Here is a 22,843-nt window from a genome sequence, read left to right as displayed (position 1 = left end):
TGCCTGCGATGCAGACACTGCGGTGTATCAGTAACACCCAGCGCATGCCATCGCAGGCAAGCCAGCTCCCACATTTTTGATCCGGTTTCGTCAGTTATTGGGAGAACAGCACCTTCTGCCCTTCAGGCGAGGTAAACATCTTGTCCCCGTTATGCCCAACGCCCGGTACTTCAACCAACTTGTGGCCCAACTGCGGGTGCCGCTGCTTGAGGTAGTCAAAATAGTTGTGCCCGCGAATCAGGCGATACGCGCCCTGGGTTTCAGCCCCGCAGCTCTTGTCGAGCGCCGGGTGATTCGGGTCGGTGTCCTGCTGGCCCAGCAGGTAAGTCACATTGCGCGACACATACGCCTGCTCAAGCTGCTCGGCACTTTGCCCCTTGGCGTAGGCCGGCAGGTTTTGCATGCCGTATTTCCAGTCATTGAAATCAGGGCAACTGGAAACATCGAACTTCACCGGACGCTGCGGGCTGAAGTACGCGTAGGACGACGGGTTGGCCACTACATAGCGCAAGCTGATGCCTTCGGTTTGCAGCAGCGGGTGATCATGCCCGGTCAGGGCAAAACGCTGCACTACCTGGCCGCCGCCGGAATGGCCGGCCACCACGATTTCCTTCAGGTTCGGAAACAGCTTGCGGTTGCCCAGGTGCTTGATGATCTGGTCCAGGGCGCCATAGGAGCTGATCTGGCCCGGGCCGGTGGACGGCTCGCCGGCCATCCAGTCATTGCTGTTCCAGCGCAGGGTCTGGCTGTCGATCTGGTTGCGCTTGAGGTCGGTCTGGTTGAGGAACTGCGGCGCAATCACCAAGGTGTTGGCGTTTTGTCCTGCGGCTTCGGCGGCTTTTTCGCCGCTGTCCAGGTAGGTCATCGCGTTGCGCAAACGGCCATGCACGATGATCAGCGCGCGGGTGACTTGAGGCAGTGGCTGGCGCCAGTCCTGGCTCAAGCCGACGCTGAGGTCGCCGGCATCCAGGTGGAAACGATCGGGACTGACCTCCTTGACGCCATGCTCGGCGGCCCAGGAGGAGGAAGAACAGGTGATCAACAAACCTAACAGCAGACCCAGTCGTTTATTCATTTAAAGGCTCTTGGCGGTAAAGGTATCGCATTGAGTGATCTGGCCCTGGGCGAAGCCGGTCTTGAACCAGCGAACCCGCTGTGCCGAGGTGCCGTGGGTAAACGAGTCAGGCACTACACGGCCCTGGCCCTGTTGCTGCAAGCGGTCATCGCCAATGGCGTTGGCCGCATTCAGTGCTTCTTCAATGTCGCCAGGCTCCAGCCAGTTCAGGCGCTTTTGTGCGCGGTTGGCCCACACCCCGGCGAAGCAGTCGGCTTGCAGTTCCTGGCGCACCAGCAGGCCGCCGTCGCCTTGCATCTGCCGGCCTTGCTGGCGGGCTGCCTGAATCTTCGCGGAGATGCCCAGCAGCGTCTGAACGTGGTGTCCGACTTCATGCGCGATCACGTAGGCCTGGGCGAAATCACCAGCGGCCTTGAAGCGCTGGGACATTTCCCGGAAAAAATCCAGGTCCAGGTATACCTGTTGGTCTGCCGGGCAATAGAACGGCCCGCTGGCGGACGTGGCGCCACCGCAGGCGGAGTTCACCCGGCCACGGAACAGGATCAACTTGGGGTTCTTGTAGGTCAGGCCGTTCTCCTGGAACACCTGGGCCCAGGTGTCTTCGGTGTCACCGAGCACGGCGCGCACGAAGTCAGCCTGTTCATCATTGGCCGGCGGCGCCTGGCGAGTTTGCGGGCTGACGGAGGGCGCTTGCTCGGTGAGCTGGCCGCTGAGTTGCCCGAGGATCTGCATCGGGTCCTGGCCGGTCAGCCAGCCGATGCCGACGATCAGCACGATCGCCGTCAGGCTCAGGCCCTTGCCGCCACCAAAGCGCATGCCTGCGCCACCGCCGCCACTGTCATCGCGGGCGTCCACCACGTTGTCGCTGCGTCGGCCTTTTTTCCATAGCATGTGGCAATCCTCTTGTTGAACCTGCAGCTCAGTGTTGTTGGTGTGTAGGGTTGGCGCCAGTCCGGCTGTCGGTGGCGAGGGGGCTTGTCCCCCGTTGGGCTGCGCAGCAGCCCCAATAAGAACACCGAATTCCTCCAAAAAGAACACCCTGGCCTGTTATGGGGCTGCTGCGCAGCCCAACGCGGGGCAAGCCCGCTCGCCACAGGTGATGGGTGTCCGGCGGGAAGTTGTTGGTGTCAGTCGCGGCAATAACCTTCGCCGGTGTCGACGATCAGGCAGTCCTTCTTGTCGGCCAGCCATTTGAGGCCCGTGGCTTCGCCGTCACCGGCGCTCAGGATCTGCGGGCCGTCCGGGCGTTCAAAGGTGATGCCGTCTTCAGACGCCTGGCCCTTGAAGGTGCCGGAGTCATCGTCATCCAGGCCGTATTTCATGGTCAGTACATAGTGGCCACGGCCGATGCTGTCGTCCTTGGCGATGGTCAGGTTGAGGCCTTCGACGCCCATCCACTTGCCGACCCATTTGTCGGTGGGCAGCACTTCCGGCACCAGCGTTGCTTGAACCGACGCCGGAGCAGGCGCTTTAGCCGTCTCGGCTTGTTTATCGCAGGCGCTGAGCAGCGCCAGGGTCGAAAGCATCAACAGGGTTTTTTTCATGGTGAGAAGGCCTTGGTTAAAAAACGCGCAATGGGCGGGTGGGCGTGGAGCGTTGGACTGGAAAAGCGCAATTTAGTGCGCTGTTCGAACAGTGTTTGGTTATGCTCTTGAGCGAGGCGCGTCACCCGTTCTAGATTATGCCGCGGTATGCGGCGGTCATTTCAGCCTGCCACTCAAGAGAATGCAATGACCCTCAGTACCCCACTTTCCGGCGTCAACCACCCGCTCAAAGGCATTTTGCTGATTGTGGTGGCGACTTTTCTGTTTTCCAGCCACGACGCGCTGTCCAAATACCTGGCCGGGTTTTACCCGATCGTGATGGTGGTGTGGGCCCGTTACCTGGTGCACACGCTGTTGATGGCCGGGATCTTCCTGCCGCAATCGGGCCTGCGGGTGCTGCGCAGCAAGCGGCCGTTGCTGCAGGTGGCGCGGGCCTTGTGCCTGCTGGGCACCAGCCTGTTCTTTACGGCGGCGCTGCACTTTATCCCGTTGGCCGAGGCCACGGCGGTCAACTTTCTTGCGCCGATTCTGGTCACCGCGTTGTCGGTGCCACTGCTGGGCGAGCACGTGACCCGCGGCCAATGGCTGGCGGTGATTTGCGGGTTTATCGGGGTGCTGATCATCGTGCATCCGGGCGGTGAGCTGTTTACGCCGGCGGTGTTGTTGCCGCTGACCTCCGCACTGTTCTTCTGCTTCTACCAGCTGCTCACGCGCATCCTCAGCAAGTACGACACACCCACCACCAGCAACTTCTTCGCCGGGCTGTGCAACACCCTGGTGATGAGTGCACTGGTACCGTTCTTCTGGCAGGTGCCGAGCCTGTGGCACGGGGTGTTGATGCTGGCGCTGGGCACCTGCGGGATGACCGCACACTTGATGCTGACCCAGGCCTTCCGCTTCGCGGCGCCAGCGCTGCTGGCACCGTTCGGCTATTGCCAGATCGTGTTTGCGGGGTTGTTGGGCTGGCTGGTGTTCAATCACACCCCGGACCTGACCACCGTGGTCGGGATCGGGGTGATTTGCCTGAGCGGGTTGGCCGCTGCCTGGCAGCAGCGGCGCAGGTAGGAAACTCAGACCTCGACGGTCGGAATCTTGCGTGGCGCCATGAAGTACATCCAGACCAGCGCGATGAAGTACATCGCCGGAATCAGGGTGAACAGCACGGTGTAGTTGTTGTTGGTCACGGTCAGGATATGGCCGACGATCTGGGTCATGAACATCCCGCCGATGGCCGCGCACATGCCGCCAAAACCGAACACCGTACTCATCATGTGCTTGGGCGTGTAGTCCATCACCAGGCTCCAGATATTGGCGGTCCAGGCCTGGTGCGCGCCGATGGCCAAGGAGATGGCAAACACCGCGACCCACAGTTGGCTGGAACCGGCGGCCATGATGACGCCGACGATGCAGCAGGCGAACAGCAGCATCGACAACAGCCGCGCCTTGATCGGATTCATCCCGCGGCCAATCAGGAACGAAGACAGAATCCCGCCGCCAATGCTGCCGAAGTCCGCCGTCAGGTAAATGATGATCAGCGGGATGCCCATCTGGGTCACGTTGATGCCCAGGTTGTATTGCTGATTCAGGAACGGCGGCAGCCAGTAAAGGTAGAACCAGAACACCGGCGCGGTCATCGAGTAGGCGAGGGCGAAGGCCCAGGTACCGCGCATGCGCAGGATTCGGCTGAACGGCACGCGGGGTTGTTCCGGTTCCACTTCCTGCTGCACGTAGTCCAGTTCCGATTGCTTCACGCTCGGATGGTCTTCTGGGTTGTAGTACTTCAAACCCCAGAACACCAGCCAGATGCCGCCCAGTGCCGACATGCACAGGAACGCGGCCTGCCAGCCCCACACGTGGAGGATCAGTGGCAGCAGCATCGGCGTCATCATTGCGCCGACGTTGGTGCCGGCGTTGAAGATCCCGGTCGCCACCGCACGCTCGCCGGCGGGGAACCACAGGCGGGTGGTCTTGACGCAGGCCGGGTAGTTGGCGGCCTCGGTGAGCCCGAGAATAAACCGGCACACCATAAAGCCCACTGCCGAGGTGGCCAGGCCGTGGGCGCCGGTGGCCAGGCTCCACAGCAGCACCGCGCAGAAGAACACGCGCTTGACGCCGACCCGGTCGATCAGCCGGCCTTGCAGCACAAAGCCGATTGCGTAACCCACCTGGAACCAGAAGTTGATGTTGGCGTAGTCCATCGCCGTCCAGCTCATTTCCTTGGCCAGGATCGGCTGCATCACGCCAAGGGCGGCGCGGTCGATGTAGTTCAGGGTGGTGGCGAAAAACACCAGGGCCAGCATGCCCCAGCGGGTTTTACCGACAGCCATGGCGCCACGGATTTTGTCGCCGATGCCGCTATGGGGATTGCTGTGGCGCACGGCCACGGCGGGAGTTTGCGAAGGCATGAGGAAGTACCCGTTTTTTTGAAATTTTTATGGTGTGTTCAGGGTCTTGGTTAACCGAGGCCGCTCAACAGGAGCGGGACTCAATGTGCTGTCGATGGTGCGCAGTGGCTAAAAAATCGTCAATTCGCTGATTGCCATTCTGTTCGATAATCGCCCATAAAACTAACCGGTTCGTACATTTCAATTGCTGTGATGAGTTTAGCGGCCAATAATTTGCCGTAAACAAGACATGCCTCAATGCCGGGAGTCGCCCCATGCAACGCTCCATCGCCACCGTTTCCTTGAGCGGAACCCTGCCGGAAAAACTCGAAGCCATCGCGGCGGCCGGGTTTGATGGCGTGGAAATCTTTGAAAACGATCTGCTGTATTACGACGGCAGTCCGCGTGAAGTTAGGCAAATGTGCGCCGACCTCGGCATTGCCATCACCCTGTTCCAGCCGTTCCGGGATTTTGAGGGCTGCCGCCGCGACCGCCTGGCGCGCAACCTGGAGCGGGCCGAGCGCAAGTTCGATTTGATGCAGGAGTTGGGCACCGACCTGGTGTTGGTGTGCAGTAACGCGTCAGCCGATGCCGTCGGCGATGAAAGCATTCTGCTGGATGATTTGAGCCTGCTGGCCGAACACGCCGGCCGCCGTGGCCTGCGCATTGGCTACGAAGCGCTGGCGTGGGGACGGCATGTGAACACCTGGCAACAGGTGTGGAACCTGGTGCGCAAGATCGATCACCCGAGCCTCGGCGTGTTGCTCGACAGCTTCCACACGCTGTCCCTCAAGGGCGACCCGAGTGCCATCGCCGAGATCCCCGGCGACAAGATTTTCTTTGTGCAGATGGCCGACGCGCCGATCCTGGCGATGGACGTACTGGAATGGAGCCGGCATTTTCGCTGCTTCCCCGGCCAGGGCGAATTCGACCTGGCAGGCTTCCTGGCCCCGATCGTCAAGAGCGGCTACACCGGGCCGTTGTCGTTGGAAATCTTCAACGACGGCTTCCGCGCCGCACCGACCCGGGCGAATGCCGCCGACGGCCTGCGCTCGCTGCTGTATCTCGAAGAGAAGACCCGCCAGCGGCTGGCCGAGGAAGCCAAACCGGTCCCCGAGATTTTGTTTCAAACCCCCGCCGCCAGCGAATACGACGGCATTGAATTCCTCGAATTCGCTGTGGATGAAAACCTCGGCGCCAAGCTCACCTCATGGCTGGAGCGCCTGGGCTTCGTCAAGGCCGGGCAGCATCGCTCCAAGAGCGTCAGCCTGCTGCGCCAGGGTGATATCAACCTGATCCTCAACTGTGAACCCTATTCCTTCGCCCATAATTTTTTCGAGGCCCATGGCCCGTCGTTGTGCGCCACGGCGATCCGCGTGAAAGACAGCGCCAAGGCCCTGGAGCGGGCGGTGGCCTACAAGGGCCAGCCGTATCGCGGCCTGGTCGGCCCTAATGAGCTGGAGCTGGCGGCGGTGCGTGCACCGGATGGCAGCCTGATCTACCTGGTAGACCAGAACGAAGGTGGCCTCTACGACACCGATTTCAACCTGCAACCGGCGAGCGCTGCCAGCGGCGGACTGCTGCGCATCGACCACATGGCCATGGCGTTGCCCGCCGACAGCCTCGACAGTTGGGTGCTGTTCTACAAGAGCCTGCTGGATTTCGAAGCCGATGACGAAGTGGTACTGCCCGACCCGTACGGCCTTGTGAAAAGCCGCGCACTGCGCAGCCGTTGCAGCTCGATTCGCCTGCCGCTGAATATTTCAGAGAACCGCAACACCGCGATTTCCCACGCGCTGTCGAGCTATCGCGGCTCGGGTGTGCACCACATTGCCTTCGACTGCGCGGACATTTTCGCCGAGGTCAGCCGGGCCAAGGATGCCGGCGTGCCGCTGCTGGATATCCCGCTGAACTACTACGATGACCTGGCGGCGCGGTTTGACTTCGATGACGAGTTCCTCAGCCAGCTCGCGTACTACAACGTGCTGTACGACCGCGACGCCCAGGGCGGTGAGCTGTTTCACGTGTACACCGAGCCGTTCGAAGGCCGGTTTTTCTTCGAGATCATCCAGCGCAAGAACGGTTACGCCGGTTACGGCGCGGCCAACGTGGCGGTGCGCCTGGCGGCCATGGCCAAGTCCCGCAGCGGTGCGGCGCGCCAGGCCAGGCTGTAAGGTGCCGGCGCTTCCTTCGGCGTGCGCGGCGGCCCATAATCACCGCCTGCACCTAAGGCCGTGAGCGCACCATGACCCTGACTTCCGAGCTTCCCGCCGCGGCCGCCGCGCCGCGCAAGAGTCGCAAGAACAACCCGGAAAAGACCCGCGAGAACATCCTCCAGGAAGCCATCGTCGAGTTTGTCACCCAGGGCCTTTCCGGCGCCCGGGTGGACGCGATCGCGGAGCGTATCCAGACCTCCAAGCGCATGATTTATTACTACTTCGGCAGCAAGGAGCAGCTCTACGTCGAGGTGCTGGAGAAGCTCTACGGCGACATTCGCAACACCGAAACCCGGATGAACCTGACGGCCCTGGAGCCCCGGGAAGCGATCCGTCGGCTGGTGGAATTCACCTTTGATCACCACGATCAGAACGTGGATTTTGTGCGGATTGTGAGCATCGAGAACATCCACAACGCCGAGTATGTAAAGCAGTCGACATCGATCAAGGCGATGAACAGCAACATCCTCGAAGCCCTCGGCACCACGTTGCGCCGGGGCGCCGAACTGGGGTTGTTCCGTGAAGGACTGGAGCCGCTGGACGTGCACTTGCTGATCAACTCGTTCAGCTTTTACCGGGTGTCCAACCGCCACACCTTCAGCGAGATCTTTCAGATCGAGTTGTCGGACGAAGCGGTCAAGCAGCGGCATCGGGCGATGATCTGCGAGTCGGTGTTGCGCTACCTGCAGGCCTGAATTTAACACTGAACAAATGTGGGAGCGGGCTTTTGTGGGAGCCGGGCTTGCCCGCGATAGGATCAACTCGGTTTGTCTGAAGTACCGAGTTGTTTGCATCGCAGGCGAGCCAGCTCCCACCTTTTGATCCGGTTTCTACCGTCAGATGTTCATGCTCTGGAAGTGCGCCAGCATGCGGTCGGCATCCGCCACTTCCCCGCTGAACAACTCAAACGCCTTCACCGCCTGAAACACCGCCATGTTGCCGCCATCCAGCGTGCGGCAACCCAGGGCGCGGGCGTTGCGCAGCAATTCGGTTTCCAGCGGGAAATACACAATCTCTGCCACCCACAAATCAGCGCGCAAAGTGTGCAGCGGCACCGGCATGCCGGGCAGCTTGGCCATGCCCATCGGTGTGGTGTTCACCAGGCCGTCGGCCTCGGCCATGGCGCTTTCCAGGTCATTGCCCGCCTGGGCCCGGCCGGCACCGAAATGCTGGTTGAGGTTGTCCGCCAGGCTCCGGGCGCGCTCGGCGTCCATGTCGAAAATACTCAAGCGTTCCACGCCTTCGCCCAGCAGCGCATGGGCCACTGCCGCACCGGCACCGCCCGCGCCCATCTGCACCACGTGCCTGCGTGCCACGTCATTCAAGCCGCGGCGAAAGCCTTCGGCAAAACCCAGGCAGTCGGTGTTGTGGCCGATGCGTTCACCGTTGCGGAACACCACGGTGTTCACCGCGCCGATGCCTCGTGCTTCGGGTGACAGGTCATCCAGCAACGGCAGGATTGCCTGCTTGCACGGGTAGGTGATGTTCAAGCCAGTGAAGTTCATCTGCTCGGCCGCCATCAACAGGTCGGGCAGGGCGCGGGTATCCACCTGCAACTGGTCGAGGTCGATCAGGCGATACAGGTACCGCAAGCCCTGGGCATCGCCCTCGTGCTCATGCAGGGCCGGCGTGCGGGAGGCCTGGATGCCGGCGCCGATCAGGCCGGCGAGAATTCGACGTCTGGACACCGGGTTCATCCCTTCAAGGTCTTGCTGAAGTGTTCGAGGGCCAGGTGATAACCATGGCTGCCAAAGCCAGCGAGTACCGCCTTTGCAATCGGCGACACAAAGGAGTGATGACGGAACGCTTCCCGGGCATGCACGTTGGACAAATGCACTTCGATCACCGGTACTTCACTGGCCACCAGCGCGTCGCGGATCGCTACCGAGGTGTGGGTCCAGGCTGCCGGGTTGATCACAATCCCGGCGCAACGGGCGCGGGCGCCGTGGATCCAGTCCAGCAATTCGCCTTCGTGATTGGTCTGGCGAAATTCGACTTTCAGTCCCAGTTGCTCGGCGCTGCGGCCACAAAGGGCGGCAAGGTCGGCCAGGGTTTCATGGCCATAAGTGGCGGGCTCGCGGGTGCCGAGCAGGTTGAGATTGGGGCCGTTGAGCACCAGCACGATAGGGGGCATGAGGGATCTCCACTGTTGTTTTTATGTCTGCGGATAAAATGTACTGAATGGTTAATTTGGTCAATCGCCGGGGTGGGAACCGTTCGATTACCGAACGCAGAATGAAAACCGCCATTGTGCAGATCAGAGCTGATATCAATTGAAAATCATTCTCGACAACGCTTAAGATGCCCGCCTGTTTCCTCTACATTCCAGGGAGTCGGTTTGTCGGACGTGGATCTCAAAGGCCTGTTTCTCAAGCACGCCGATACCCTGCGCGGGTATCTCGCGCGCAAGGTACGGGACCCGCAGTTGGCCGCAGACCTGGTGCAGGAGAGCTTCCTGCGCCTGGCGCAAAAGCCGGCCGGCGAGCGCATCGACAACTCCCAGGGCTATCTCTATCGCAAGGCCGGTAATCTGCTGATCGACCATATTCGCCAGGAGGCGCGGCGCAAGACCGACTCCGTGCCCCATGAGGCGCTGGCCGAGATTGAAGATGAAATGGCCGGGTTGGAGGCTCAGGCGATGGCGCAGCAACAGCGGCAGGCATTGAAGCAGGCACTGGCGGAATTGCCGGAGCGTACCCGGCAGATTTTTCGCCTCAACCGGATCGAGGGCATGACCCATGCCCAGGTCGCGCGCCACCTGGGCATTTCCGACAGCTCAGTGCAAAAGCACCTGGCCAAGGCGCTGGCGTATGTCATGCAGCGTTTGCAGGAAGGTGAGGCGGGGCCGTCCGACGAATGAATTACCGACAAACCTGGGGTCAGACGTCACAGCGTTATATAACGAAAAATTCGAGATTCACACGTGAATAGCCCGGGTCCGCAACAGCACAGCATTACCGAGGCGGCTGCCGATTGGGCGGTGCGCCTGCACGCCGGCGCCCTGACCGATCAGGAGCAGGCCGAGTTGCGCCAATGGATCGCCAGGGACAGCCGCCATGAAGCGGCGCTGCGGTTTGCCGAGCAGACGTGGGCGGCGCTGGGCGAGGTGCATCGTGATGAGACGGTGCATCGCCAGCGGCCGCCCGCCACCGCGGCGCCGGTGCGCGGCTCTCGTCGGCGCAGGCCGTGGCGCATGGCGGCGAGTGTTGCGCTGTTGCTGGTGGTGGCCGGCGTCGGCTGGGTGCGCGGGCCTGAGGCGCTGCTGCAGATGCAGGCCGATTACCTCACCCAAAAAGGCGAGGTGCGCACCGTGCACCTGGCGGACGGCAGCAGCGTGCAACTGGATTCTGCGAGTGCGATCAAGCTGGATTTTGACGGTGTGCAGCGGCGCATCAGCCTGATCAAAGGCTCGGCGATCTTTGATGTGGCGCCCATGGCCGGTGAGGAAAAAAGGCCGTTCGTGGTGCAGAGCGCCAGCGGGCAAACCCGCGCCCTGGGCACGCGGTTTGTGGTCGAGCGTGAGGACGACCGGCAGGCTTGGGTCGGAGTGTTGCAACACAGTGTGGCCGTCACGCTGCAAGCGGTGCCGCAGAAAGAAACCGTGCTCAAGGAAGGCCAGGCTGCGCGCTACAGCCCCGAGAACGGCGTGGTCGCCCTCGACGACCTCGACCTGGAGCGCGCCACCAGTTGGCGTCGCGGTGTGTTGATCTTCGATCGCTTGCCGCTGGCCAAGGTCATCGAGCAGCTCAACCGCTACCGGCCGGGCAAGGTGGTGCTGACTAATGCCGACCTCGGCACCCGTGAAGTCAGCGGCGTGTTCCGTCTCGATATGCTCGACACGGCCCTCGGCACCCTGACCGAAGAATTACAGGTGCAGCGCTTTGATCTGGCGGGGCTGAGCCTGATCTATTGATGGGGTCGCCGGGCCCCGTTTACGCCCTTCGGAAAAACTTTCAAAAAAACCTTACTGAGTTCCGACGCCTGACACGTCCTGTTAAGTGAGAAGTATTCGCATAAACAAGAATGGTCAGCGAAGGGATAACGTCGATGTCTGCAATCACCAAGGGGCGCAACACCGGTAGCCGGTTGGCCCTTGCCATCCACCTGGGGCTGTTCGCCTCCGCCTGCCAGGTGCAGGCCGCCGAGGCGCCAGTCGGTGAGTCACAGCCTGTCACATTGACGTTTGATATTGCGGCGCAACCCTTGGGCCTTGCCGTACTGACGTTCGCCGACCAGGCCGGGTTGCAAGTGCTCTTCGACAGCGCGCGCCTGCAAGGCCTCACCAGCACCGCGCTCAAGGGCCGTTACAGCGCCCAGGAAGGCCTCGGCCGATTGGTGGGCAGTGCACCGGTGGAATACCGCTTTACCGGGGACCGGCAGGTGACGCTGACGCGCGTCAGCGCCGACCATGACGGTGCGCTGACCGTGGGCACCACCACCATCACCGGCAACACCAACGGCAAGCCAAGCGACTGGGTATACGACACACCGCGCTCGGTGGCCGTGATCAGTCGCGAGCAGATCGACAAACGCCCGCCGCGCCACGCCGCCGACATGCTCGAAGAAACCGCCGGCGTGTACACCGCCGTCAACCAGCGTGACCCGGGCCTGTCGGTGAACATCCGCGGCGTGCAGGACTACGGCCGGGTCAACATGAACATCGACGGCATGCGCCAGAACTTCAACGTCAACGGCCACCAGCAGCGCAACGGCACGATGTTGATCGACCCGGAGTTCATCTCCAGCATCGAAATCGACAAGGGCAGCCAGTCCGGGCAGGGCGGTGCTGCCGTGTTGGGCGGGATTGCATCCTTCAAGACCCTGGAGGCCAGTGAGTTCCTGGCCGATGGCAAGGATTATGGCGGGCGTTTGCGTGCCGGTAGCGGGATTGGTGAACTGGGTAACGGCACCTATTTCAACGGCAGCGGTGTGTTTGCCTTTGGCGACGAGCGCGGCGACGTGCTGCTGGGGTACAGCGAACGGCATTTTGGCGACTACCGCGCCGGTACCCACAACGACCAGAAACTGGGCACTCATTTGCGCGCTCGCGACTCCCAGCCTGCGGCCTTCGACGATTGGCTGAACAGTGAGGTCGGTGACACCGGCAGCGTCACCCGCTCCCAAATCGTCAAGTTCGGCCTGAACCTGCCCAATGACCAACGGGTGCAACTGAGCTACCTGGAAAGTGACAGCGACAGCAATGACGCGTGGGCCTACACCGCCCCGGATAACCAGAGCGTGTACTACCAGCGCGTCAGCAAGAACAACCTCAATGCCAAGAACGTCGGGCTGGATTATCGCTACACGCCGGATAACCCGCTGATCGATTTCAAAGCCAAGGTCTACTACGTCACCACACAGATGGACCGGGACAATGCGCCCAACGCCGCGACACTGACCTCCGGCAACTATGTGGCGGGCTACACGGATCATTTTCAGACCGATACCTGGGGTGTACAGGGCGACAACACGTCGCGGTTCGACTTCGATGCGCTGGGTCATGTGAGCTGGAACTACGGCGTGGAGGTGTATCAAGACAAGTTCAAGCCCAGTACCAACAAGGTCGAGGCCACCAACCTTTCCGGCCTGTTGCCTTACGTTGAAGGCGGGACGCCCGGTGGCAAACGCACCATCGCCAGCCTGTTCAACAACCTGCAGTACGAATATGGCGACTGGCTGACGCTGGAGGCGGGCTTGCGGTACGACCGCTATCGGCTGGAAGGGGTCACCGGGATGACGCTGTACCGGCGCGATCGGTTCTACAGCAGCACGGTAGGTGCCAAGCGTGTCGAGGAGGTTTTCGACATTGATAGAGAAGAGGGCCAGTTCTCTCCCACGTTCGGTATCGGCATAAAGCCGGGGCTGGACTGGATGCAACTCTACGCCCGCTGGGGCAAGGGCTGGCGCCCGCCGGCGGTGACGGAAACCTTTATGACCGGGCGTCCTCACGGTGGCAGCTCATCAGAGCGGGTGTTTCCCAACCCGTTCCTGAAACCCGAAGAGTCGCGGGACTGGGAAGTGGGCGTGAACGTATTCAAAGAGGGGCTGCTGTTCGGTGACGACCGCCTGGGCATGAAGGTGGCTTACTTCGATACCCGGATCGAGAACTTCTCTTTCCTCAATCACAGCGTCAGTTTGCCGGAGACCTCCGTCGGCGGTTTTCTCGGCACGATGGCGTACGTCAATAACACCAACCCCACGCGCTTTCGGGGGGTGGAGTACCAACTCAACTACGACATGGGGCGGGCGTACGCCAACCTTAGTTACACCCACATGATCGGCAGCAACGAGTTCTGCTCGAAGAACTATTACATGGGCGGGGCGAAGAAGAACGGGCCGTCCACCACACGCTATGAACGCTACACCCGGCCGAACGGCACGATCGGCCTGCGCCCGGTGACCACGTATGAGGTGCTGGACGACGATGTTGCCAACAACAAGGAAAGCTGTGGCCGGATCATGGGCAACGCCACCTATATGCCGGCTGATCGCGGCTCGCTGACCCTGGGCGCGCGCTTCCTGGAAAAGCGACTCGATATGGGCGTCCGCGTGCGCTACAGCTCAGGCAATGGCGAGAACCTCGACTCACAAGGTTATGACTTCATCGACCAGGCGCTCTGGCCCCAGTACACCCTCTATGACCTGTACGCCAGCTACTGGATGACCGACCAATTGAACATCGCCCTGGCGCTGGAAAACGCCACCGATGAGGCCTACTTCGTCGCCATGGGGGATGCCAATAACCTGAGCCTGGCGCGCGGGCGAACGTTGAGCGGGATGCTCGAATACAAGTTCTGATCAAGGTGCCACGGCACTTTATCAACCAACGGTTTTGCCCAAGGGTGGGCAAAAAGTGCGCTGTATGAGCGTGCTGATCAATCGTGTTGTTTATAACGAGGTTAAGTGATGACTATTTCTGTTAGTTACGAAGCTGCGCTCGGTGCTTACTCCGTCTCGGACTACCTGACCGACTGGGCACTGGGGTTCAACACTGCGGGTCACGGCAGCAGCAACACCGGCGGCTTCAGCAACGGCTCCCTGAGCGGCGACCAGTATTCGACCCACGGCGCCAACAATTCCGACTACGCCTTCATTGCCGACAGCAACACCAGCAACGGCCTGCACTACGTATTCAACCCGGCGCTGCCAGCCAGCCACAACGAAAACCACTACCTGTGGGGCAACCTGGATAACGTTCAACTGGGCACCGGCCTGGGCGGCGGCAATGGCAGCGACTTCACCCTCGATGCGTTCAAAGTGGCGTTCAACGGCCTCGACCTGAGCGCGGCACAAGGTGCAGGCCGCGTCGGCAACGACGTTCAGAACGTGATCTACAGCCTGATGCAAGGCAACACCTCGGCACTGGAAATCGTGCTCAACAACCTGCTGGACGACTTCGGCCTGTCCACCGCCAACACGTTCGACGAGATCTCGGCCGGCCTGGCAGCACACGCTACGGCAACCACCACCGACGTCGCCCTGGTAGGCGTGCAGGACGTTGCACAGGACTGGGCACTCGCTGCCTGACTTTGCTGCGCAATGAAAAAAGCGAATGGAAGATCACTCTCCCATTCGCTGCGTAAACCCCGTCGTCGCCGTGAGTTTCGAAGGCCAGGGCGACGGCGGTGACAAATTCTGCGGAGCGGCGCGCGGCGTGTCAAACGCGGGCGGCGCTTCCCGATTTCCCCCATGAGAATCCCTCGATGCGCCATGCCGGCAACGAAACCCTGGCCGCTCTCACGGCCTATAAAAGTGGCTTCCTCAACATTGGCCTGTTTTCGGCAGTGATCAACCTGTTGATGCTGGCCCCGGCGCTGTACATGTTGCAGGTCTACGACCGGGTGCTGGCCTCCGGCAACCCGATGACCCTGTTGATGCTGACGCTGATGATCCTTGGCTTGTTCGGCTTGATGGGCGCGCTGGAGTGGGTGCGCAGCCAGGTGGTGATCCGCCTCGGTACACAGATGGACATGCGCCTGAACCAGCGGGTGTACGACGCCGCGTTCGAGGCGCAACTCAAGGGCAGCACCCAGGCGGCAGGGCAGGCGTTGAGCGACCTGACGACCTTGCGCCAGTTCGCCACCGGCCAGGCGCTGTTCGCATTTTTTGATGCGCCGTGGTTTCCGGTGTACTTGCTGGTGATCTTCCTGTTCCACCCCTGGCTCGGCGTCCTGGCGCTGGCCGGTGCGCTGATGCTGATGGCGCTGGCGTGGGCCAACCAGCACATCTGCCAGGCACCGTTGACCCAGGCCAATCAGCTGTCGATCAGCGCCAGCCAGCAGGCCACGGCCAACCTGCGAAATGCCGAAGCCATCGAAGCCATGGGCATGCTGGCAACCCTGCGTGCGCGCTGGTTTGCCCAGCACCAGGCGTTTCTGGCGGCGCAGAACCTGGCCAGTGAAAAGACCGCCGCCATCAGTGCCTGGTCCAAGGGCGTACGCCTGGCGTTGCAGTCATTGGTCCTCGGTTTGGGCGCATTGCTGGCGGTGCAGGGGGCGATTACGCCGGGCATGATGATCGCCGGCTCGATCCTGATGGGGCGGGTACTGAGCCCTATCGACCAACTGATCGGCGTTTGGAAACAGTGGAGTTCGGCGCGCCTGGCCTATGAGCGTTTGACCCTGATGCTGGCGGCCAACCCGGCGCGCACCGAGCGCATGAGCTTGCCGGTGCCCAGCGGCCAGTTGACGGTCGAGCAGGTAAGCGCGTGTGCGCCCGGCAGTCGTCGGCCCGCGTTGGCCAACCTCGGGTTCAGCCTGCCTGCCGGTGACGTGCTGGGCGTGATCGGTCCTTCCGGTTGCGGCAAGTCGACCCTGGCGCGGTTGCTGGTGGGGGCCTGGACGCCGATGGCCGGCAAGGTTCGGCTGGACGGCGCGGACCTGGCGCAATGGGACAAGCAGCAACTCGGCCCGCACATTGGGTATCTGCCCCAGGACATCCAGCTGTTCGCCGGCAGCATTGCCGACAACATCGCGCGTTTCGACACCGTGGATTCGGACAAGGTGCTCGCTGCCGCGCAGATGGCCGGCGTGCATCAACTGATCCTGCAGTTGCCCCAAGGCTACGACACCCAACTGGGGGAGGGCGGTGCCGGGTTGTCCGGCGGGCAGAAGCAACGTGTGGCGCTGGCGCGGGCGCTGTACGGCTTGCCTGCGCTGATCGTACTGGATGAGCCCAATTCCAATCTCGATGAGGCCGGCGAGCAGGCCTTGCTCCATGCCATCACCTTGCTCAAGGCGCAGCGTCGCACGCTGGTGCTGATCACCCACAAGACCCCTGTGCTGGCGTTGACGGACCAATTGCTGATCCTGCGGGACGGCCAGTTGCAAGCGTTCGGGCCCACGGCGCGGGTGTTGGAGGCCACGCAGAAACCGGCGGCCGCGCCGCCCAAACCGGTGTCGGCGATGAGCATGAGCTACCGCCTCGGTGAAGGAAAAAAAGCATGAGCCGACCTGTGCTTGTGACGGACAACAGCGTGCCGCCGGTGAACAACGTGCTGGCGCTGGACGATAAAAAATACGCCCGCCTGGGCTGGTTGTTGGTGCTCGGCGGGTTTGCCGGGTTCCTCGGCTGGGCCGCGCTGGCGCCGTTGGACAAGGGCGTGGCGGTGTCCGGCAAGGTCATGGTGTCGGGGCACCGCAAGACGGTGCAGCACCCGTCGGGCGGGATCGTCGAGCGGATCGAGGTGCGCGATGGCGAGGTGGTGAGCGCCGGCCAGGTATTGATCCGCCTGAAGGAAACCCCGTTGCGCGGGCAGATGCAGTCTTTGCGCAGCCAGTTCATTGCGTCCCAGGCCAGCGAAGCGCGCTTGAGTGCCGAGAGCGAAGGCTTGTCGGCCATCGTTTTCGGCCCCGAACTGCTGAACGAGCCGGAGGCCGCCGCCACCTTGAGCCTGCAACGGCAACTGTTCAGCAGTCGCGCCCAGGCCCTGGCCACGGAGCAGCAAGGCCTGCGGGAAACCATCGCCGGGGCCGAAGCGCAATTGCGCGGCACCAGGGAATCCCAGGCCAGCAAAGTGCTGCAACGCACCGCGATGAATGAACAGCTGCAAGGCCTGCGCGAGCTGGCGCGGGACGGCTACATCCCGCGCAATCGGCTGCTGGAAAATGAACGGCTGTATGCCCAGCTCGACGGTGCGATTGCCGAGGATTTCGGCCGCATCGGCCAACTGCAACGGCAAGTCCTTGAACTGCGCCTGCGCATCCGCCAGCTCGGCGAAGACTTCCAGAAAGACCTGCGCGGCCAACTGGCCGAAACCCGCACCCGCAGCGACGACTTGCGCAACCGGCTGGCCTCGGCCGAATTCGAACTGGCCAACAGCCTGGTGCGCGCGCCGGCGGCTGGCGTGGTGGTGGGGCTGGAGGTGTACACCGAAGGCGGCGTGATCAAGCCCGGCCAGACGCTGATGGACATCGTGCCCCAGGGTGAACCACTGCTGGTGGAAGCGCGGGTGCCGGTGCAGATGGTCGACAAGGTGCACCCGGGCTTGCCGGTGGAGTTGCTGTTCTCGGCGTTCAACCAGAGCACCACCCCACGCATTGCCGGTGAAGTGACGCTGGTGTCGGCCGACCGCCAGGTCGACGAGCGCACCGATGAGCCGTATTACACCTTGCGCGCCCAGGTCAGTGCAGCCGGCATGCGCCAGCTCGACGGCTTGCAGATTCGCCCGGGCATGCCGGTGGAAGCGTTCGTCAAAACCGGTGAGCGCTCGATGCTCAACTACCTGTTCAAACCCTTGCTGGATCGGACTCACATGGCGTTGGTGGAAGAATGAAGGCGCTGTTATTCGGTCTGTGTTGTGCCTGCAGTGGATCGGCCCAGGCGCTGGGATTGCTCGACGCCTATGACTTGGCCCTGCGCAACGACCCGACGTTTCAGGCGGCAATCCAGGAGCGCGAGGCTGGCGAGGAAAACCGCATCATCGGCCGCGCCGGGCTGTTGCCGAACCTGTCCTGGAGCTACAACAACTCGCGCAATGAATCCGAAGTTACCCAGTCGACGGCGGTGGGCAACGTCACCAGCGACCGCGATTACCGCAGCTATGCCTCGACCCTGACCCTGCAACAACCGCTGCTCGATTACGAAGCCTATGCGCGCTATCGCCAGGGTGCAGCGCAGGCGCTGTTTGCCGATGAACGCTTTCGCGGCAAAAGCCAGGAACTGGCCGTGCGGGTGTTGAGCGCCTACAGCCAGGCGTTGCTGGCCCAGGAGCGGATCGAGCTGAGCCGCGCCCAGAAACGCGCGTACGCCGAGCGCCTGCAACTCAATGAACGGCTGCTCAAGGGCGGCGAGGGCACCCGCACCGATGTGCTGGAAACCCAGGCACGCCTGAGCTTGGCCCAGGCCGAAGAGATCGAATCCCTGGACACCCAGGACGCAGCCTTGCGCGAGCTGGAAGCGATTGTGGGCCAGCCGTTGCAGATAGACGAGTTGGCGCCGCTGACTCGCCAGTTCGAGATCCCGCCGCTGGAGCCCAACCGTTTCGAGACCTGGCGGGAAATGGCGATGGCCAACAACCCGGAGCTCAAATCCCAGCACCACGCGCTGGACGTCGCCGAATACGAAGTGGAGCGCAAGCGCGCCGGGCACATGCCCAAGGTCAGCCTGTATGCGAGCAGCCGCCAGACCAGCTCGGATTCGGAAAGCAGCTACAACCAGAAGTACGATACCAACAGCGTCGGCATCCAGGTCAGCCTGCCGCTGTTCGCCGGTGGCTCGGTGTCGGCGTCGACGCGCCAGGCCGCCAATCAACTGTCCCAGGCCCAATACGAACTGGACGCGCAAACCGCCAGAACGCTGATCGAACTGCGCAAGCAATTCAACCTCAACACCAGCGGCGCGGCCAAAGTGCGGGCGTATGAAATGGCGGTCAGCTCGGCCACGGCCTTGGTGACGGCGACCAAAAAAAGTGTGGCCGGCGGTGAGCGCGTCAACCTCGACGTGCTGGACGCCGAGCAGCAACTGTTCTCGGCCCGCCGCGACCTGGCGGATGCACGGCATGCGTACCTGCTGGCGCGGATACAGCTGAAGTATTTCGCCGGGTTGCTGAACGAGCAGGACCTGCGGGCGTTGGCGGGGTATTTCCAGCCATCGGCATGAGTGGTTACAACCCGGCATTCGACGGGTTGTTCGTGGTTACTAATCTGTGAAACAGCTTCGGGGCATGGAGCCGGTTGTCGGGTGCATGAGGAAAAGTGTTACCTGACGGAAAATAACCTAACGGATGGGTTACGATGAAAGTAGGCACTTACAAAGGATGTGTGATTGCGGTGTTTCTCAGGGATGAGCATTGCCCGCCTCATGTGCATATGGCGGGCAAGGAATGGGATGCGCGGTTTCGTTTCAGCTTTCTGGATGGGCATGTGGCGTTGTGGGACGTAGACCCCGAACGGCGCCGGCCATCGATGTCGATTCTTGAAGGAATTCGCTACACCTTGATGCAACCGCATTACCTGGCGCGGGCACGCCGGATCTGGTGGGAAAAACTGCAAACGGTTTGTCTGGAGAATCACTCCTGGGATTGGGAAGCCAGCGAGGTGTTGCCTGGGTTGATCATTCAGCGCGGTGTCTATGTGATCGCACGTGCCCGGCACGATGTCGTGGGGCAGAAAACAATTTTGAATCTGGTCAGGGCACCGGGTTTTGTGGAGATCGATTTATGAAAAAAATCGTAAAGGCCAAGGTTCTACCGTATGTACCGATTACCGAGGCCGATATCGATAAGGCCATCGACCGGGGACGCAGGTCGAAGCGTTTGTACGCCAACGCCAGCAACGTGCGGTATGAGAATGACAGCATTTCCATTGGCTTCAGCGACGGCAGTCGGATCCTGTTGCCGGTGGCGGGGCTGCCGGAGTTCAAAGGGTTTACCTTGCAGGATTTCCAGCAGTTGGAGGTGGGTTTTGGCGGAAAGGCGCTTTGCTGTGAGGGTCAGGACCTGGATGTCTCCATCACGGGCCTTATCGCCACCAGCCAGCCGTTAATGGCCCTGGCTACAAGCCTGGTCGCCTCCAGCAACGGTCGCAAGAGCAGCGCCGCCAAATCCGCGGCCGCCCGAGCCAATGGCAAGAAGGGCGGCCGGCCACGCAAGGAGGTGCTGGAGGACGGTGATTCCACTGATACATGAGGATCCCATGTGAGAGCCGGCCAGCTCCCACATGGGATATTTTCGGTGTCTTGGGGACTTACCGCCGAGTCAGCAACACACCCGATTCCATGTGGTGCGTCCACGGGAACTGGTCAAACATCGCGCACTGGGTAATCCGGTGTGTGTCATGCAGTTGCGCAATGTTCGCCGCCAACGTCTCCGGGTTGCAGGAGATGTACAGGATGTTCTCGAAGCGTCGGGTCAGCTCGCAGGTGTCCGGGTCCATGCCGGCACGCGGCGGGTCGACGAACACGCTGCCGAACTCGTAGCTCTTGAGGTCGATGCCGTGCAGGCGCCGGAACGGCCGCACTTCGTTCAAGGCTTCGGTCAGTTCCTCGGCAGACAAGCGCACCAGGGTGACGTTATCCACCGCGTTTTCATCGAGGTTGCTCAGGGCCGCGTTGACCGAGGTCTTGCTGATTTCGGTAGCGAGCACTTTGCGTACGCGGGTGGCCAGGGGCAGGGTGAAGTTGCCGTTGCCGCAGTACAGCTCCAGCAGGTCATCACTGCGATCGCCCAGGGCTTCGAATGCCCAGTTGAGCATCTTCTGGTTCACCGTGCCGTTGGGCTGGGTGAACGCGCCTTCCGGCTGGCGATAGCTGAAGGTGCGACCGCCGACATCGAGTTTCTCGACCACGTAATCGCGGCCGATCACGTCACGCTTGCCCTTGGAGCGGCCGATGATGCTCACGTTCAAATCAGCCGCCAGCTTGTTCGCGGCGGTGTGCCAATGCTCGTCCAGCGGGCGGTGATAGCACAGGGTGATCATCGCGTCGCCGGCCAGGGTGGTGAGGAACTCCACCTGGAACAGCTTGTGGCTCAGGGCGGCGCTGGCTTGCCAGGCGGCCTTGAGCTGCGGCATCAACTGGTTGATGCGCAGGCTGGCAATCGGGAATTCTTCAATGAGGATCGGCGTGCGCTTGTCGTCCTGGGAAAACATCGCGTAGTGACGTTCACCCCCTTCACGCCACAGGCGGAACTCCGCCCGCAGGCGGAAGTTCTGCAAGGGCGAGTCGAAAACCTGCGGCTCTGGCGCGTCGAACGGCGCCAGCAGGTCACGCAAGCGCGTGACCTTGTCTTGCAGTTGAGCGGTGTAGCTTGCGGCGTCAAAAGTCATGCGTTGAACCAGCCCAGCTTGATCACAAACAGAATCGACAGGATCACCAGCGCCGGGTTCAGCTCACGGTAGCGACCCGAAAGCAGCTTGATGGCGGTCCAGGCGATGAAACCGAAGGCAATGCCGTTGGCGATGGAATAAGTGAATGGCATCGCCAGGGCGGTGATCACCACCGGCGCGGCGACAGTGATGTCGTCCCAGTCGATTTCGGCCAGGCCCGAGGTCATCAATACGGCGACGAACAGCAGCGCCGGCGCGGTGGCGAAGGCCGGTACGCTGGCCGCCAGTGGCGAGAAGAACAGCGCCAGCAGGAACAGGATGGCGACCACGACGGCGGTCAAACCGGTACGGCCACCGGCGCTCACGCCCGCCGCCGATTCGATGTAGCTGGTGGTGGTCGAGGTGCCCAGCAGAGAGCCGGCCATGGCCGCAGTACTGTCGGCGATCAGCGCACGGCCCATTTTCGGCATGTGGCCGTCCTTGCCCATCAGGCCTGCGCGCTTGGCGACGCCGATCAGGGTGCCGGAGTTGTCGAACAGGTCGACGAACAGGAAGGCGAAGATCACGCTCACCAGGCCGATGTCCAGGGCGCCTTTGATGTCCAGTTGCAGGAAGGTCGGGGCCAGCGAAGGCGGCATCGACATCACGCCGCCGAACGGGGTGAAACCGAGCACGATGGAGACGATGGTCACCACCAGGATGCCGATCAACACCGCGCCGCGCACTTTCAGGGCTTCCAGCGCCACGATCAGCGCGAAGCCGAGGGTGGCGAGGATCGGTGCCGGTTGTTTCAGGTCGCCCAGGCCCACCATGGTGGCCGGGTTGCTGACCACGATGCCGGCGTTATGCAGGGCGATCAGCGCAAGGAACAGGCCGATGCCCGCCGCAATCGCCGAACGCAGCGGCAACGGGATGCTGTTGATGATCCATTCACGGATGCGGAAGATCGACAGCAGGAAGAACAGCACCGCCGAGATGAACACCGCACCCAGCGCCACTTGCCAGGTGTGGCCCATGTGCAGGACGACGGTGTAGGTGAAGAACGCGTTGAGGCCCATGCCCGGTGCCAGGGCAATCGGGTAGTTGGCGATCAGGCCCATCACGGTGGAGCCGATGGCGGCTGCCAGGCAAGTCGCGACAAAGACCGCACCCTTGTCCATGCCGGTCTCGCCGAGAATGCTCGGGTTGACGAACAGGATGTAGGCCATGGCCAGGAAGGTGGTGACGCCCGCGAGAATCTCGGTGCGCACATTCGTATTGTGTGCCTTGAGTTGAAACAGCTTTTCCAGCATGCCTGCTCCCTGTGACGCTATTTTGCGTCGTTATTTGTTGACCTCTAAGTCAAAGCACAAACTGCGCC

20 protein-coding genes are annotated in these 22,843 nt (G+C 62.0%); 12 read left to right on the top strand and 8 right to left on the bottom strand.

The features are described from left to right. Positions 1-94: 94 nt before the first annotated feature. The 3 genes from HKK54_RS06020 to HKK54_RS06010 form a co-directional block, all read right to left on the bottom strand. Positions 95-1,075 (bottom strand): hypothetical protein, encoded by a 981-nt coding sequence (locus HKK54_RS06020; RefSeq protein ID WP_010174843.1) that lies wholly within the window; start codon positions 1,073-1,075, stop codon positions 95-97. Beyond that, entirely contained in the window at positions 1,076-1,966 is an 891-nt protein-coding gene (ypfJ, locus tag HKK54_RS06015; protein WP_010174845.1) for a KPN_02809 family neutral zinc metallopeptidase, read from the bottom strand. 236 nt (positions 1,967-2,202) lie between these two features. Beyond that, positions 2,203-2,619 carry a hypothetical protein gene (locus HKK54_RS06010; protein ID WP_169386363.1) on the bottom strand — a complete coding sequence of 139 codons (417 nt, stop codon included), beginning with the start codon at positions 2,617-2,619 and terminating at the stop codon, positions 2,203-2,205. A 186-nt stretch (positions 2,620-2,805) separates the two neighbouring features. Here HKK54_RS06010 and HKK54_RS06005 point away from each other — a divergent pair, with 186 nt between their 5' ends. Continuing rightward, the gene (locus HKK54_RS06005) at positions 2,806-3,684 is read left to right on the top strand and encodes a DMT family transporter (RefSeq protein ID WP_003215531.1); all 879 of its coding nucleotides are present in this window, start codon (positions 2,806-2,808) and stop codon (positions 3,682-3,684) included. 5 nt (positions 3,685-3,689) lie between these two features. Here HKK54_RS06005 and HKK54_RS06000 read toward each other — a convergent pair whose 3' ends face one another. Beyond that, the gene (locus HKK54_RS06000) at positions 3,690-5,024 is read right to left on the bottom strand and encodes an MFS transporter (protein ID WP_010174849.1); all 1,335 of its coding nucleotides are present in this window, start codon (positions 5,022-5,024) and stop codon (positions 3,690-3,692) included. A gap of 254 nt (positions 5,025-5,278) precedes the next feature. On the opposite strand from HKK54_RS06000, the gene quiC reads away from it, so the two are divergent. Then, positions 5,279-7,177, top strand: a complete 1,899-nt coding sequence (gene quiC / locus HKK54_RS05995) for a 3-dehydroshikimate dehydratase QuiC (RefSeq protein WP_169386362.1) — start codon at positions 5,279-5,281, stop codon at positions 7,175-7,177. 71 nt (positions 7,178-7,248) lie between these two features. After that, the gene (locus HKK54_RS05990) at positions 7,249-7,914 is read left to right on the top strand and encodes a TetR/AcrR family transcriptional regulator (protein WP_010174854.1); all 666 of its coding nucleotides are present in this window, start codon (positions 7,249-7,251) and stop codon (positions 7,912-7,914) included. A 141-nt stretch (positions 7,915-8,055) separates the two neighbouring features. Here HKK54_RS05990 and HKK54_RS05985 read toward each other — a convergent pair whose 3' ends face one another. Both HKK54_RS05985 and aroQ read right to left on the bottom strand, forming a co-directional pair. Next, positions 8,056-8,916: a shikimate dehydrogenase gene (locus HKK54_RS05985; protein WP_169386361.1), complete on the bottom strand. Its 861-nt coding sequence runs from the start codon at positions 8,914-8,916 to the stop codon at positions 8,056-8,058. Further along, positions 8,913-9,353, bottom strand: a complete 441-nt coding sequence (aroQ, locus tag HKK54_RS05980) for a type II 3-dehydroquinate dehydratase (protein WP_087693554.1) — start codon at positions 9,351-9,353, stop codon at positions 8,913-8,915. Before aroQ ends, HKK54_RS05985 begins: the two co-directional genes overlap by 4 nt. Positions 9,354-9,557: 204 nt before the next feature. Between aroQ and HKK54_RS05975 the strand changes: the two genes are divergently transcribed. From HKK54_RS05975 to HKK54_RS05935, 9 genes are all read left to right on the top strand, one after another. Next, positions 9,558-10,079 carry an RNA polymerase sigma factor gene (locus tag HKK54_RS05975; RefSeq protein WP_169386360.1) on the top strand — a complete coding sequence of 174 codons (522 nt, stop codon included), beginning with the start codon at positions 9,558-9,560 and terminating at the stop codon, positions 10,077-10,079. Between the two features lie 63 nt (positions 10,080-10,142). Next, positions 10,143-11,132, top strand: a complete 990-nt coding sequence (locus HKK54_RS05970; protein ID WP_010174862.1) for a FecR family protein — start codon at positions 10,143-10,145, stop codon at positions 11,130-11,132. 134 nt (positions 11,133-11,266) lie between these two features. Beyond that, positions 11,267-14,017 carry a TonB-dependent receptor gene (locus HKK54_RS05965; protein WP_169386359.1) on the top strand — a complete coding sequence of 917 codons (2,751 nt, stop codon included), beginning with the start codon at positions 11,267-11,269 and terminating at the stop codon, positions 14,015-14,017. A gap of 108 nt (positions 14,018-14,125) precedes the next feature. After that, positions 14,126-14,746 carry a heme acquisition protein HasA gene (locus HKK54_RS05960; protein ID WP_169386358.1) on the top strand — a complete coding sequence of 207 codons (621 nt, stop codon included), beginning with the start codon at positions 14,126-14,128 and terminating at the stop codon, positions 14,744-14,746. Positions 14,747-14,922: 176 nt separating this feature from the next. Beyond that, positions 14,923-16,665: a type I secretion system permease/ATPase gene (locus HKK54_RS05955; RefSeq protein ID WP_169386357.1), complete on the top strand. Its 1,743-nt coding sequence runs from the start codon at positions 14,923-14,925 to the stop codon at positions 16,663-16,665. Continuing rightward, complete coding sequence (locus HKK54_RS05950) at positions 16,662-17,993, top strand: HlyD family type I secretion periplasmic adaptor subunit (RefSeq protein ID WP_169386356.1); 1,332 nt, start codon at positions 16,662-16,664, stop codon at positions 17,991-17,993. The genes HKK54_RS05955 and HKK54_RS05950 overlap by 4 nt, the downstream gene beginning before the upstream one ends. Further along, positions 17,990-19,318, top strand: coding sequence for a TolC family outer membrane protein (locus tag HKK54_RS05945; RefSeq protein WP_169386355.1), 1,329 nt, complete (start codon positions 17,990-17,992; stop codon positions 19,316-19,318). Before HKK54_RS05950 ends, HKK54_RS05945 begins: the two co-directional genes overlap by 4 nt. 134 nt (positions 19,319-19,452) lie before the next feature. After that, positions 19,453-19,881, top strand: a complete 429-nt coding sequence (locus HKK54_RS05940) for a DUF4160 domain-containing protein (protein ID WP_169386354.1) — start codon at positions 19,453-19,455, stop codon at positions 19,879-19,881. Next, the gene (locus HKK54_RS05935; RefSeq protein ID WP_010174876.1) at positions 19,878-20,345 is read left to right on the top strand and encodes a DUF2442 domain-containing protein; all 468 of its coding nucleotides are present in this window, start codon (positions 19,878-19,880) and stop codon (positions 20,343-20,345) included. The genes HKK54_RS05940 and HKK54_RS05935 overlap by 4 nt, the downstream gene beginning before the upstream one ends. A gap of 58 nt (positions 20,346-20,403) precedes the next feature. Here HKK54_RS05935 and trmA read toward each other — a convergent pair whose 3' ends face one another. Together trmA and HKK54_RS05925 are read right to left on the bottom strand one after the other, a co-directional pair. After that, positions 20,404-21,483, bottom strand: a complete 1,080-nt coding sequence (gene trmA, locus HKK54_RS05930) for a tRNA (uridine(54)-C5)-methyltransferase TrmA (RefSeq protein WP_010174878.1) — start codon at positions 21,481-21,483, stop codon at positions 20,404-20,406. After that, a complete protein-coding gene (locus HKK54_RS05925; protein ID WP_010174880.1) occupies positions 21,480-22,775 on the bottom strand; it encodes an NCS2 family permease in 1,296 nt (431 codons plus the stop codon). Before HKK54_RS05925 ends, trmA begins: the two co-directional genes overlap by 4 nt. Between the last annotated feature and the right edge of the window lie 68 nt (positions 22,776-22,843).

This window comes from Pseudomonas sp. ADAK13 (assembly GCF_012935715.1).
Taxonomy (GTDB): Bacteria; Pseudomonadota; Gammaproteobacteria; order Pseudomonadales; family Pseudomonadaceae; genus Aquipseudomonas.
The sequence above is the reverse complement of the archived record's forward strand: the minus strand, read 5'-3'. Positions and strand labels throughout refer to the sequence as shown.